Raw genomic sequence first — 13,747 nt, forward strand, 5'->3', positions numbered from 1 at the left:
CATGAATGAGTTGAAGGCACGGCAGTATCAGCGGACCGCGATCGCAGCGGCGGTGGCAATCCTGGCGGTGAGCGGGGCAGGCGCGCAGGAAGCGCCGGTGCTGGCGCCGCAGACTGTTGTGGTGACGGGCGTGCGTGCTGCGCTCGAACAGTCGCTGCGCCAGAAGCGCGACAGCGACGCCGTCGTCGAGGTGGTCACGGCCGAAGACATCGGCAAGATGCCCGATAAAAACGTGGCCGATGCCATCCAGCGCCTGCCCGGCGTGAACACGCAATCGTCCGCCGGCGGCGAAGGCGGCTTCGGCGAAAACGACCGCGTCAGCCTGCGCGGCACCAGCCCGAGCCTGCAGCAGACGCTGTTCAACGGCCACGCGATCAGCACCGGCGACTGGTTCGTGCTGAACCAGATCGGCGGCAATGTCGGCCGGTCGAGCAGCTTCTCGCTGCTGCCGTCCGAGCTGGTCGGCTCGATCGTGGTTCAGAAAAGCCCGACGGCCGACCTGGTCGAAGGCGGCGTCTCCGGCGCCATCAACGTCATCACGCGTCGTCCGCTCGACTTCCGCCAGCAGCTCACTGTCGAAGGCTCGGTCCAGGCCAACTACAACGACCTGTCGGGTGAGACCAAGCCGCATCTGTCGGGCCTCGTGAACTGGAAGAACGCCGCCAACACGGCGGGCATCCTGATCCAGGGGTTCTCCGAGAAATCATCCGTGCGGCGCGATGGCCAGGAAATCCTCGGCTACACCCCGATCAGCGCGACCAGCGCGGCGGCGCTCGCCAATCCGGCGCTGGCCGGCGTGGTTGTGCCGACCTTCATCGGCGCCGCATTGTTCGAGCAGGAGAAGAAGCGCGAAGGCGGCGCCTTCGACGTCGAGGTGCGCCCGAACCGCGACCTGACGCTGGACGTCAACGGCTTCTATTCGAAGCTCGAAGCGCCGCACCAGAACACCAACTGGCTGGCCGCGCCGGCCAACTCGATCAACAGCCTGAACCTGATTCCAATTAACCCGGTTGTGCGCAACAACACACTGGTGGGGGCCGGGTTCACGCGCAACGCGGGCGAGGTCGACAATATCTACCGTCCGGATGCGGGCGGCGAATCGTGGTACCTGGACTTCAACGGCAAGTGGCGCGTCAACGAGCGCTTCTCGCTGTCGGGCAAGCTCGGCAAGACCCACGGCGTGGGCTGGGACCGCGACGACGTCTACTACCAGAACAATGTCGACGGCGGCATGGTGTATGGCTTGAACGGTCTTTCGCCGGCATCGGTCAGCTACCCCGGCGGCAACACGGTCTCGCCCGGTTCGACCGCGTGGGCCGGCGGCGGCGAATCGCAGTCGGTGGACAAGGAACAGTACGCGCAGCTCGACGGCGAACTGCGCCTGGACAATCCGACGTTCCAGGCCGTGCGCTTCGGCGCGCGCTGGACCGACCACCAGCGCAACGCCGAGCATCCGCTGGAAACCCGTCCCGGCCCGCTGGGCTTCAGCAATCCGGGCCCGGCCTGGAACGGCCAGCTGTACCCGAGCGACTTCGCCAATGACCTGGGCGGCAATCTCGCGTCGAACTACTTCAAGTACGACGGCGCAGCATTGGGCGCGTGGGGCGCGATCCCCGGCAACCGGCTGCTCGACTACGTACTGCGCCATAACTGGATGAACGAATTCGAAGTGGGCGAGAAGACGGCGGCGCTGTACGGCATGGTCGACTTCGGCGGCGATGGCTGGAGCGGCAATGTCGGCCTGCGCGCCGTCGAGACGCGCCAGAACACGATTGTCAACCTGCCGGGCGGCCCGGCGCCGATCACCGGTTCGGCCTTCGGCGCCTACACGCCGACGACGTTCAAGCGTACCTACCGCGACTACCTGCCAAGCGCCAACCTGAAATACAACGTGACGCCCGATCTGGTGCTGCGCACGGCGCTGGCCAAGACCATCGCGCGCCCCGACTACAGCGCGCTGGGCGGCTCGGTGTCGCTGAACGACGACGCGCTGAGCGGCAACGGCGGCAACGTCAATTTAGAGCCGGTGCGCTCGACCAACTTCGACATCGGCGCCGAGTGGTATTACGCGCCGAAAGCGCTGATCTCGGCAGGCCTGTTCTACATGGACTTGCGCTCGATCGTGGCGCAGGGCACGTCGACCGGCACCTATTACAACAACAAGCGCAGTACGCTGACCGAGTACCAGATCACGTCGCCGTACAACACGAGCGGGCGCAATCGCGGCGTGGAGCTGAGCTGGCAGCAGCCGGTGGCGCGTGACTTCGGTTTCCTGGTCAACTACACGTTCGCCGATGGTGAACTCGACGATGGTGGTGAACTCATCAACTCGTCGCGCAACACCTACAACGTGACCGGCTACTTCGAGAATGAACGCTTCTCGGCGCGCCTGGCCTACAACTGGCGATCGAAGTACAAGGCGGGCGTGGACCGTGGCGCGAGCCAGCACGTGGACGACATGCCGTCGCTGGCCGGCTCCGTCAACGTCAAGCTGAGCGAACGCTTCACGCTCACGTTCGATGCGCTCAATCTCACCAACGAGACCATCAAGATGTACGCCGAAAACGAGGACCGGCCACGCGCCTTCTACTCGAACGGCCGTACCTTCTACCTCGGCCTGCGCGGCAAGCTGTAATCAGCCCAGGGGCGGCAATGGCCGCCCCGCATTCACCTGGACACCCATGACGGACCGATCCGATGGCGGCCCGGCGATCCACATCGCCTGGGAGTGCCTGAGCAATTTCATACGCGACGACGCGTTTGCCGCGCGCCTCGTGCTGCGCAACGATGGCGGTGTGCCCATCGCACCTGGCTGGACGCTGTGCTTCAACACCTGCCGCAAGATCCTGGCCGAGACAGTCAGCGCTGGCTACGCCATTGCGCACGTCAATGGCGACCTGTTCGCACTGTCGATGCCGGGTGGCGACGCCTGGTTGCCGGGGCAGACACACACGCTCGACTACGAGGCGCTGCACTGGGCGATCAGCATCACCGATGCGCCGCTGGGGTTTTACCTGCTGCCGGGGCAGGGCGGGATGGCCGTCGACCTGGGCGACCCGATCATTGCGCCGTTCGTGCGCCCCGAGCAGCGGCACCGTAACCGGGGCGACGCGGTGCCCACTGCCGATGCGGCCTGGCGTTTTGCGCAGAACACGGCGCTGTCGACCCTGCCCGAGGCCGAGGTCGGGCGTATCACGCCGCGCCCACGCTCGGCGCGATTCACGGGCGGTCAGTACCGGCTGGGGCGCGACGCGTCGGTCGTGCACGGGCCAGGCCTGGACAACGAAGTGCGGTTCCTGCGCGCGCTGCTGGCCGACCTGCCGCCGGGCGAGGGCGCGGTGACGCTCGCCATCGGGCCGGTCGCTGAAGCGGGGGATGAAGCGTATTCGCTCGACATCGATAGTCAGCGCGTGGTGCTCACGGGCGCCAGCGCGCACGGCGTCTTCAACGGCCTGCAAAGCCTGTCGCAGCTGGTCGCACCCGATGGCACGCTGCCACTGGGAGTGGTGCAGGATGCGCCGCGCTACGCCTACCGGGGCATGATGCTCGACGTTGCCCGCCACTTTTCCAGCGTCGACACCGTGCTGCGCCTGCTCGACTGCATGGCCGCGTATAAACTCAACCGCTTCCATTTTCACCTGACCGATGACGAGGGCTGGCGTCTGGCGATTGCCGCCTTGCCCGAACTGACGGCGGTCGGTGCGCAGCGCGGCGTCGGAGATTGTTTACCACCGTCGTTTGGCTCCGGGGCAGCCGTCGATGCATCCAGCGGCAGCGGCTTCTATACGGCCGACCAGTTCATCACGATCCTGCGCCATGCGAAAGCGCGCCACATCGACGTCATCCCCGAATTCAATCTGCCGGGCCACGCACGCGCGGCCGTCGAAGCGATGCGCGTGCGGCATGCGCGCCTGATGGCGGCGGGCGACCTCGCCGGCGCCGACGAGTATTTGCTCAGCGATCCGGCCGACACGTCCGCCTACGAATCGGTGCAGCTGTGGCACGACAACGTGATGTGCATTGCGCTGCCATCGGTCGATCGCTTCATCGACACCGTCGTCACTGCCGTGGCGGCGCTGTACCGGGAAGCAAAGGTGCCGCTGACCGTGCTGCACACGGGCGGCGATGAAGTCCCTGGCGGCGCCTGGGTCGGTTCGCCCGTCTGCCAGGCCAGCATGCGCGCGCATGGCTGGACGGATGTGCGCGAGTTGCGCGACGACTTCCAGGCGCGCTGCCGCGCGATCCTGGCGCGTCATGGCATCGCGTTTGCGGGCTGGGAAGAAACGGCGCTGACACCCCGCGCCGATGGCGTGCTGGCGCCCGACCGGCGTCAGGCCGGGCGCGACTTCCACGTCTATGTCTGGAACAACGGCGGCTTGCCGCACGAACGCGATTGCGCGACCGAGCTGGCCGCCGCCGGTTTCGACGTCGTGCTGGCCAATGCCACCAGCCTGTATTTCGATTTCGCCCATGCCAAGCATCCGCTGGAACCGGGCTACTACTGGGCCGGTTTCGTCGGCACGCGCGATGCGTTCGATCTGGCGCCGAGCGCCGGCGTCACGGGCCTGCAGGGCCAGCTCTGGGGCGAGAACGTGTGCTCACGCGCGCGGCTCGAGTATCTCGCGATGCCGCGCCTGCTCGGCCTGGCCGAACGCGCGTGGTCGCCACAGGACACGAATCCGGACTGGAACGAATTTGCCAACCGCCTCGGTCGGCGCGAATTGCCGCGGCTCGATCGCCATGGCTGGCACTACCGCCTGCCGCCGCCGGGCGCCCGCGTGGAGAACGGTATGCTGCAGGCCAATACCGCCTTTCCCGGCCTGGGCCTGCATCACACTATCGATGGCCGCGACCCTGATGCCACCAGCCCGCGCTACGCCGACCCGGTGCCTGTACGCGGCGCGCGCATCGTGAAACTGGCCAGCATCGACACGCACGGTCGCGTGAGCCGCATCGTCACCTTACATCTGGAATCGCCATGAACGAGACGCTGGTCGCTGCTCCGGTCCACCATGCGCCACGGCGCCATCCGCTGTCGTGGGTGCCCACGCTGTACCTGGCGCAGGGCTTGCCGTTCTATGCCGTGGCGCTGGTCGCCGGCCAGATGCTCAAGAGCATGGGCGTGCCGAATGACCAGATCGCCCGCTGGACGGGGCTTCTTGGCCTGGCCTGGGCTTTCAAGGCGCTGTGGAGTCCGTTCCTGGAACTGGCCCCGAGCCGGCGCATGGCCGTCGTCACCTGCCAGATTTTTGGTGGCGCCTGCCTGGCCCTGGTCGCGCTGGCCCTGCAACTGCCGATGTGGTTTTCCTTGTGCCTGGCGCTGCTGGCGATCGTGTCGCTGGCCTCGAGCACCCATGACATCGTCGCCGATGGCATCTACATCAGCAGCCTGACATCGCGCGAGCAGGCGGCGTATGCCGGCTGGCAGGGCGCTTTCTTCAACGCCGCCAAGTTCCTCTCGCTCGGCGGGCTCTTGATCCTGGCGGGCGAACTCGAGGAACGCTTCGGCATCGCTTCCGCCTGGACCGTCGTGTTCGTGCTGCTTGGTGGCCTGATGGTGACGCTGGGCCTGTACCACTGGCACGCGCTGCCGGCCACGCCCAAGCTCGCGGGGCGGATTCGTCATGCGCGCGACATTGGGGCCACTCTGGCCGACGTGTTCAAGACTTTCTTTGCCAAACGCGGCATCTGGATGGCGATCCTGTTCATCATCCTGTTTCGCGCCGGGGAAGGGCAGATCCAGTCGATTGGCCCATTGTTTCTGCGCGACGCGCGTGAGGCCGGGGGCCTGGGGTTGACCACCGCCCAGGTGGGCTGGGTGTACGGCACGGTTGGCACCGCCGCCTTTTTGATCGGCAGCATTGCGGGTGGTTACTTCACGGCGTGGCTGGGCCTCAAGCGCGCATTGCCGCTGCTGATCCTGGCGATGAACCTGCCCAATGCCGTGTTCTGGTACCTGAGCGACGCGCAGCCCGTCTCGATGCCGCTGATCGTCAGCGCGCTGGGGCTCGAGATGTTTGGCTATGGCTTCGGCTTTGTCGGCGTGATCCTGTTCATCATGCAGGTCGTCGCCAGCGGCCCGTACCAGGCGGCGCACTACGCGCTGGGCACCGGCTTCATGCAACTGGGTTTTGTGTTGTTTCGCACGATCAGCGGCGACATCCAGCAGGCGCTGGGTTATCGGGATTTCTTTCTGTGGGTGCTGGTGGCGGCGCTGCCGGTGCTGGTGCTGAGCCGCTTCATGCGCATCGAGGCGCCCGATAACGCGGTGGAGAAAAACTAGCGCCGCTTGACCGGCAGGGCCAGCCAGCCCTGCCAGCCGCCATCTTCGGTGCGCGCGACCTTCTGGACATGGGGCCGCGTCGCATCGAGTCGCCACACGCTCTGGTGTTCGAGCCAGTCTTCGTACATCGCCCGAAAGCGCGGCCACTCGCCGCGAAATTCGAGGATCGCCACCATCCCGGCCGGCAGCACGCGCAGTCCCAGCCCCGGGTCGGCCAGCACGCTGGCGTCGAAGCCGAAGTCGTAGCAGTATTCGCGCTCGCCCGTAAAACCCGGATCTTCGTCGAATACGCCGTACCACGGCGCCCCGCGTGGGATGCCGGCGCTTTCTTGTGCGCAGATGAAGGCATTGCAGGCCAGCGACAGCGCCGCGCCGGACTGGCCGAAGAAGCGCTGGTAGCGCAGCTGCAGGGCCGGTAACTGGCGCAGCGTGACGCGCGCGGCAACGCTGCCAGGCGCGGGCGCGCAATAAGGGGCGTTCAGCGCGGTGAGTTCGCCCGGCTCGGCGACAAAGAAGCTGACATCGCTTTCGCGCCCGACCTGGGCATCCATATAGATGCGCCAGCCGCCGTCGCGCCAGGATTTGGCGGGCATGCCGAACTGCTGGCGGAAGGCCTTGGCGAACGCCGCGTTCGACGGAAAGCCGCAATCTTGCGCGATGCGCCCGACCGGCACGTCCGGTTCGTGGCGCAGCAGGTGCGCGGCGCGGCGCAGGCGCCGCTTGCGCTGGTATTCCACCGCCGAAAAGCCGGTCAGCTCACGGAAGATGCGGTCGAAGTGGTAGCTCGAATATTTGGCCGACGCGGCCAGGCTGCCCAAGGCCAGCGGATCGCCGACCGAGTCGAGCATCAGGTCCATGACTTCGTACAGGCGCGACAGACGCGACACCGGCACCCGGGGCGCCACGCAGGGGGCGGCAGGTGGCATACGGTGGGCAAGGGCGGCGTGGGTCGGTGGCATATCGCGGCTCGTCATGACAGCGTTGATGAATTATGCGACCAAACCCGCTGCCATGGCGAACTATGTGTAGCCTGGAAAATACAATAATGGCACGTATGGACAGCTAGCACGGGAGAATTGTTGCGCCGCAGCAAGTTGGCAATTCATTTACAATTGCGTGGTCATTTAACTATCAAAACGCCCCGCGCGTTCTGTCTCTGGAGAAATTATGCAGACAGCATTATCGGCGGGCTTCATCCTCGCCATCGTTCTGTGGGGTGTCATTTCGCCCGACACCATGGGCCCGGTCTTCGACACCGCGCTTGCTACCGTTACCCGCAATTTTGGCTGGTTCTACCTCTGGGTCGTCCTCGGCATGGTGGTGTTCGTTGCCTTCCTGGCCTTCAGCCGTTACGGCAACCTGAAACTTGGCGGCGATGACGACGAGCCGGAATTCGCGCTCGGCAGCTGGTTTTCGATGCTGTTTGCCGCCGGCATGGGCATTGGTCTCGTGTTCTTTGGCGTGGCCGAGCCGATCTCGCACTACATCGAAGCGCCACCCGGCACCGTGTCGAACACGCCGGAAGCAGCGGGCGCCGCCATGCGCTACACCTTCTTCCATTGGGGTATTCACCCGTGGGCCGTGTACAGCGCCGTGGCTTTGGCCATCGCCTTCTTCCAGTACCGGCGCGGCGGTGTCGCCTTGGTCAGCACCGTGACGGACGCGCTGCCGTGGCCGATCGTCAAGCACATGGGCGGATTCTTCAACGGACTGGCCGTGGTCGCGACCGCCTTCGGTGTGGCAGCCTCGCTTGGCGTGGGCGCGCTGCAGATCAACAATGGCCTAAATACCGTATTCGGCGTGCAAGTAAGCGAGGCCTCGCAGATCGGCATCATCGTGCTGGCTACCGTGATGTTCCTGGGCTCGGCCGTCAGTGGCGTCACGCGCGGCGTGAAAATCCTTTCGAACACCAACATGATCATGGCTGCGCTGCTGGCGCTGGCCGTGTTCATCCTTGGCCCGACCGTGGCAATCATCGACACGCTGACCAGCACGCTGGGCAACTACGTCACCGAGTTCGTCCGCATGAGCCTGCGCGCGACGCCGTTCCGCGACAGCACCTGGGTTGGCAGCTGGACCATTTTCTATTGGGCCTGGTGGATTTCATGGTCGCCATTCGTGGGCCTGTTCATCGCCCGCGTCTCGCGTGGCCGCACGATCCGTGAATTCATCCTGGGCACGATGCTGGCGCCAACACTGGCCGCGTTCATCTGGTTCTCGATCTTTGGCGGCACCGCGCTGCACATGCAGATCTGGCAGCAGATCCCGATTGCCGACGCCGTGCGCGCCGATACGGCCACTGCGCTGTTCGCGATGTTCGACGCCATGCCGTTCGGCATGCTGATGTCGGGCGTGGCCACGATCCTGGTGCTTGTGTTCTTTGTCACGTCGGGTGATTCGGCCGTGCTGGTGCTGGGCATGATGAGCAGCGGTGGTAATCCGAATCCGTCGACCCGCACCAAGCTGTTGTGGGGCGGCCTGATCGCCGGTATTGCGATCAGCCTGTTGCTGGCAGGGGGACTGAAGGCGCTGCAGACAGCGACCATCGTGTTTGCCGTGCCGTTTTCGCTGGTGATCATCCTGATGCTGATTTCGCTGTGGCGCGGGGTGCGCGAAGACTGGGCTGCGCACGAGAAGCAGGAACGCGAACTGCGCCGGCGCGTGCGCCAGATCGTCGAGAAGTAAGCATTCATCTTGTACGACACGAACGGCCAGCCGCAGTTGCGGGCTGGCCGTTTTTCTTGGGCGCCGATGCTCTGACGCGCTGTCAAATTTCCTATCGTTATCGACTTGGCGCGCTGACGGGCAATGTCACGTAGGCGCATGCGCCGCTGCCGCCCGGTCTGTGACTTGGCGAACAGAGCATCAATCGTGCGACTCCCAAAGTAGGTGTTTTATTCACCGAACGCCTCACGAAGGGAACCCAATGAAAGCACTTGTCTACAACGGACCATGCGATGTCCAGATCAAGAACGTGCCGGACGCCACGATCGAGAAGCCGACCGATGTGCTGGTGCGCATCACGACCACCAACATCTGCGGCTCCGACCTGCACATGTACGAAGGTCGCACCAGCATGGAAACGGGCCGCATTCTGGGTCACGAGAACATGGGTGAAGTCATCGCCGTCGGCAAGGCCGTCGACCGCGTCAAGGTCGGCGACATGGTGTGCCTGCCATTCAATATCGGTTGCGGCTTTTGCGAAAGCTGCGAGCGCGGCCTGACCGGTTTTTGCCTGACCTGCAATCCGGGCAGCGCGGGCGCGGCCTACGGCTTTGCCGGCATGGGTCCGTACAGCGGTGGCCAGGCTGAACTGCTGCGCGTGCCATACGGCGATTTCAATTGCCTGGTGCTGCCAAAGGATGCGCAAGAAAAGGAAAACGATTACGTGATGTTGTCGGATATTTTCCCGACTGGCTATCACGCAACCGAACTGGCGCAGATGAAGCCGGGCGACTCGGTAGCCATTTACGGCGCCGGTCCGGTGGGACTGATGGCGGCAATGTCGGCCTTCCTGAAGGGCGCGAGCCGCGTGTTCGTGGTCGACCCGAACAAGGACCGCCTGGCGCTGGCCGAGAAGATGGGCGCGATCGGCATCAATGACATCGAAGGCGATGGCGCCGCGCAGATCAAGGAACTGACGGATGGCCAGGGCGCCGACTGCGGTTGCGAATGCGTGGGCTACCAGTGCTGCGACAAGCACGGCAAGGAAGTGCCGAACCTGACGATGAACAATCTGGTCGAAGCGGTCAAGCCAACCGGCGGCATCGGTGTGGTGGGCGTGTTCCTGCCCGAAGATCCTGGTGCGAAGGACGAGCTGGCCAAGGAAGGCAAGCTGGCGTTCGACTACGGCAAATTGTGGTTCAAGGGCCAGCGCATCGGCAACGGCCAGGCCAACGTCAAGGCCTACAACCGCAGCCTCGCCAAGCTGATCCACGCCGGCCGCGCCAAGCCATCGCAGATCATCTCGCACGAGCTGTCGCTGGACGAGGCGCCGCACGCGTACAAGAAGTTCGACGAGCGCGCTGATGGCTGGACCAAGGTGATCCTCAAGCCAGGCCAGTAAGTTGCAACGTGAACCGGGGCAGCCCGGTTCACGTCATTGCTGAAAGGAGCAGGGCCATGACGACAACGTTCAAGGCCGGTGACAAGCTGGAATGGGAGTCATCCCAGGGCACGGTCACCGGCAAGGTCAAGAAGCAGTTGACGGCGCCAACCGACATCAAGAGTCACCATGTCGCGGCGTCCAAAGAGCATCCGGAATACCTGGTGGTCAGTGACAAGACCGGGGCGGAGGCGGCGCACAAGGCGTCGGCGCTGAAGAAAGCGTAAAGCCCACGCGGGCTCGACAATCAGCGCTGCGCCGGTGCTGCCTGCTGTTTCGTTTCAGTCTGGACGAGGCAGCTGCGCGTGCACTGCTGATACGCCTTGTCACAGGCGCCAGCGCGGTCGAGCCGGCGATGCGTGTCGCCAGCAGCCTGCAGGGCGCGTGCACCCTGGCCCGGCACTGCACCCTCGGCCGTTCGCGCCAGCGGATTACGGGCAGCGGTCTCAGGCGGTGGCACGAAGCGTTCCTTGCCACCCGAGCTGGCCTCGACGCGGCATTCGCGCTGCGTCGATTCGCACATCGATGTACAAAAATTCGTTTCAGCAGCCAGCGCCGAGCCGGTTGCCAGCATGCCGAGGCACGTTATCAGCGACGCTGCCGGCGTAGCAAGGCGAGTCAATGCAAGTCGAAATGTCATGGCTTGAAGTCGAATGTGGAAAATTGCCAGTCTACGGCATCGACATCATTCAAAACTCACGCATTCTCATCCGCGGCGCCAATACTTTAAGATTCGGTTCATCTTGCGGCGCAAGCATGGCAAGTTAAGTCATTCCATCTATTGATTCCATACCATGCGCATTCTGCTCGTCGAAGACGACCTCTCCCTTGGCGACACCATCCAGGCCTGGTTACGCCTTGACGGCCACGCCGTTGACTGGGTCCAACGCGGCGACTCGGCGCAGACGGCCCTGATGACCCATCGCTACGACTGTGTGCTGCTCGACCGCGGCTTGCCGGGTTTGTCCGGCGACGCTTTGCTGGGTCAGTTGCGCGCGGCCGGCAACGGCGTGGCCGTCATCCTGATCACGGCCTTTAACGCCCTGGCCGATCGTGTCGAAGGCCTGGACCTGGGCGCCGACGACTACCTGGTCAAACCGTTCGAACTCGAGGAAATGTCGGCCCGCATCCGCGCGGCCGTGCGCCGTGGCGCGAACCAGATGAGCAATGACCTCGTGCATGGCGAGATCGCGCTGAACCTGGACACCAAGGCGGCCAGCCTGCGCGGCGTGCCCGTCGCGCTGACGGCGCGCGAGTACAACGTGCTGTACGCGCTGCTGCTGCGCAAGAACAGCATCGTCACCCGGGCCCAGATCGAAGAGACGCTGTATGGCTGGGGCGACGAAGTCGAGAGCAATGCCATTGAGGTCTACGTGCACAACCTGCGCAAGAAGTTCGGCAGCGACAGCATCGTCACCGTGCGCGGGCTGGGCTACCGGATGAAGAACGATGACGAATAAGCCTGATGCCGCGGTGCAGCCGTGGTCGCTGCGCCGGCGCCTCTTGATCGCCATCGTGGCCGCCAGCACCGTGCTGTGGCTGGCCAGCCTGGGCATCGTCACCGTCATCGCCTGGCAGGAAACCAATGACGTGTTCGACGATGCGCTCGAAGAATCGGGCCATATGATTATGGCAGCCACCACCGACTGGAACGAGCGCGGCCTGTTGCTGCGGCCGGGGCTCGAGAGCCGGCCTGGCCGCAAGGTCGACATGCAGTACCAGATCGTGGCGGACGGACGCGTCATCCAGCGCACCGGCGGCGCGCCCGCCAAGCCGTTCGTGACGGATTTCGATGAGCAGGACGGCTTCGCCGACGTGCGCAACAATGGCGATCCGTGGCGCGTGTTCGTCGTGCGCGACGCGGCGCGTAGCGTCGAGGTCCAGGTCGGCCAGCAGCAGAGCAAGCGCTTCGACATCCTGGAAGAGCTGGCCGAATCGCTGTGGCTGCCCGTGCTGGGCTTCCTGCTGCTGCTGGCGCTCGTGTGCTGGGTACTGACCGGGCGCGTGCTCAAACCCCTGCGCCAGACGGCGGCAAGCATTGCGGCCAAGACGCCGCACGACCTGACGCAAGTACCCACCGCCGGTCAGGCGCGCGAAGTGCTGCCGATCGTGCAGGCGCTCAATGGCGTGCTGGGTCGTCTGGAAGCGGCGCTGCAGGCCGAGCGCCGCTTTACTGCGGACGCTGCGCACGAGCTGCGCACACCGCTGGCGGGCCTGCACATGCACGTGCAGCTGCTGCAGCGCCAGCATCCCGAACTGGCCGCGCCGTTCCAGAAGCTGCGCCACGATATCGCGCGCACGACCGGGCTGGTCGATAGCCTCTTGATGCTGGCGCGCCTGGACCCGCTGGCGCGCGAACAGCTGGTGTGCCAGCCAGTGCCCTTGCCGGCGCTGCTTGAGCGCCTCGTCGGCGCGCATGCGCACGAGGCGGCAGAGCGCGCCATCATCATCGACGTGCAATGCGAGCTCGACTACGTGGAGGCCGACCCTCAGATGCTCGACATCGTGTTGCGCAACCTGCTCGACAATGCGCTGCGCTATTGCCCGGATGGCAGCCGCATCGCCATTGATGCGCGCCGGCACGGCGGGTCCGACCGCATTGCCGTGCGCGACAATGGCCCGGGAGTCGATGAAGCCAGCCGTGCGCGTCTGAGCGAGCGGTTCTTTCGCGTGCTGGGGAAGGGCCAGCCGGGCAGCGGGCTCGGGCTGTCGATCGTCAGACGCATCGCTGATCTGCATGGCATCGCGCTGACCTTTGGCATGGGCCTGGACGGACGCGGCCTGGGTGTCACGCTCGACTTCGACCCGTCCTTAAGATCGGTTTAATGTCCCGCCGGTGTAATGCGTCTGTGCCTGCCAACGCTGTGCAGGCAACGACCCACCAACTACCGAGGACTGACCATGAAACGTATTTCGCACATCGCCTGCATCGCCCTGTTGATCACCGGTTCGGCCGCTGCTGTCGCCCAGACCGCGGCAACCCAGACTGCAACGCCGGCTGCAACCGCCACCGTAACGCCAACTGCCGCCCCGGCCACCAAGGCCGCGCCAGCGGGCTACGCCGGTCCATCGGGCGCGCCGTTGATGACCGCCAAGGACTTGCTGGCCAATGGCAAGGATGACCAGTACGTGCGCCTCAAGGGCAAGCTCACCAGCCACAAGGGCGACGAGAACTACGAGTTCACCGACGCCAGCGGCAAGATCACCGTCGAGATCGACGCTGATCGATTTCCGGCCGGCGTGACGGTCGATCACAACACGCTGGTGGAACTCACCGGCGAGTTCGACAAGGAAATGTTTGGCGACTCTACCGTGGACGTCGAGCAGATCAAGGTCGTCGCGCAGTAAGAATTGACGTG

Annotated in this window: 11 protein-coding genes; 9 read left to right on the forward strand and 2 right to left on the reverse strand. The window is 64.9% G+C overall.

Going from position 1 to position 13,747, the window contains the following annotated elements:
• Position 1 precedes the first annotated feature (1 nt).
• Genes NX775_RS18715 through NX775_RS18725 form a run of 3 tightly spaced genes read left to right on the forward strand, consistent with a single transcriptional unit; the run spans position 2 to position 6,283 of the window.
• Positions 2-2,635 (forward strand): TonB-dependent receptor, encoded by a 2,634-nt coding sequence (locus NX775_RS18715; protein WP_258837325.1) that lies wholly within the window; start codon positions 2-4, stop codon positions 2,633-2,635.
• Between the two features lie 46 nt (positions 2,636-2,681).
• Positions 2,682-4,982 carry a family 20 glycosylhydrolase gene (locus NX775_RS18720; protein ID WP_258837326.1) on the forward strand — a complete coding sequence of 767 codons (2,301 nt, stop codon included), beginning with the start codon at positions 2,682-2,684 and terminating at the stop codon, positions 4,980-4,982.
• Complete coding sequence (locus NX775_RS18725; RefSeq protein WP_258837327.1) at positions 4,979-6,283, forward strand: MFS transporter; 1,305 nt, start codon at positions 4,979-4,981, stop codon at positions 6,281-6,283. Before NX775_RS18720 ends, NX775_RS18725 begins: the two co-directional genes overlap by 4 nt.
• Here the strand turns inward: NX775_RS18725 and NX775_RS18730 are convergent.
• On the reverse strand, positions 6,280-7,242 hold the full coding sequence (locus NX775_RS18730; RefSeq protein WP_258837328.1) for a helix-turn-helix domain-containing protein: 963 nt from the start codon (positions 7,240-7,242) through the stop codon (positions 6,280-6,282). The two genes, NX775_RS18725 and NX775_RS18730, sit on opposite strands and share 4 nt — an antisense overlap.
• Before the next feature lie 208 nt (positions 7,243-7,450).
• On the opposite strand from NX775_RS18730, the gene NX775_RS18735 reads away from it, so the two are divergent.
• The 3 genes from NX775_RS18735 (at position 7,451) to NX775_RS18745 (ending at position 10,615) form a co-directional block, all read left to right on the forward strand.
• Positions 7,451-8,968 (forward strand): BCCT family transporter, encoded by a 1,518-nt coding sequence (locus NX775_RS18735; RefSeq protein ID WP_258837329.1) that lies wholly within the window; start codon positions 7,451-7,453, stop codon positions 8,966-8,968.
• 241 nt (positions 8,969-9,209) lie between these two features.
• On the forward strand, positions 9,210-10,349 hold the full coding sequence (locus NX775_RS18740; protein WP_183553909.1) for a glutathione-independent formaldehyde dehydrogenase: 1,140 nt from the start codon (positions 9,210-9,212) through the stop codon (positions 10,347-10,349).
• 56 nt (positions 10,350-10,405) lie between these two features.
• Positions 10,406-10,615, forward strand: a complete 210-nt coding sequence (locus NX775_RS18745) for a hypervirulence associated TUDOR domain-containing protein (RefSeq protein ID WP_258837330.1) — start codon at positions 10,406-10,408, stop codon at positions 10,613-10,615.
• Positions 10,616-10,635: 20 nt separating this feature from the next.
• On the opposite strand, the gene NX775_RS18750 is transcribed toward NX775_RS18745, so the two are convergent.
• The gene (locus NX775_RS18750) at positions 10,636-11,028 is read right to left on the reverse strand and encodes a hypothetical protein (RefSeq protein ID WP_258837331.1); all 393 of its coding nucleotides are present in this window, start codon (positions 11,026-11,028) and stop codon (positions 10,636-10,638) included.
• Positions 11,029-11,182: 154 nt separating this feature from the next.
• Between NX775_RS18750 and NX775_RS18755 the strand changes: the two genes are divergently transcribed.
• The 3 genes from NX775_RS18755 (at position 11,183) to NX775_RS18765 (ending at position 13,736) form a co-directional block, all read left to right on the forward strand.
• On the forward strand, positions 11,183-11,848 hold the full coding sequence (locus NX775_RS18755) for a response regulator transcription factor (RefSeq protein WP_258837332.1): 666 nt from the start codon (positions 11,183-11,185) through the stop codon (positions 11,846-11,848).
• Positions 11,838-13,214, forward strand: coding sequence for an ATP-binding protein (locus NX775_RS18760; RefSeq protein WP_258837333.1), 1,377 nt, complete (start codon positions 11,838-11,840; stop codon positions 13,212-13,214). The genes NX775_RS18755 and NX775_RS18760 overlap by 11 nt, the downstream gene beginning before the upstream one ends.
• 75 nt (positions 13,215-13,289) lie before the next feature.
• Positions 13,290-13,736, forward strand: coding sequence for a YgiW/YdeI family stress tolerance OB fold protein (locus NX775_RS18765; RefSeq protein ID WP_258837334.1), 447 nt, complete (start codon positions 13,290-13,292; stop codon positions 13,734-13,736).
• Positions 13,737-13,747 lie beyond the last annotated feature (11 nt).

The sequence above is a fragment of the Massilia aurea genome, assembly GCF_024753205.1.
GTDB classification, from domain to species: Bacteria; Pseudomonadota; Gammaproteobacteria; order Burkholderiales; family Burkholderiaceae_D; genus Telluria; species Telluria aurea.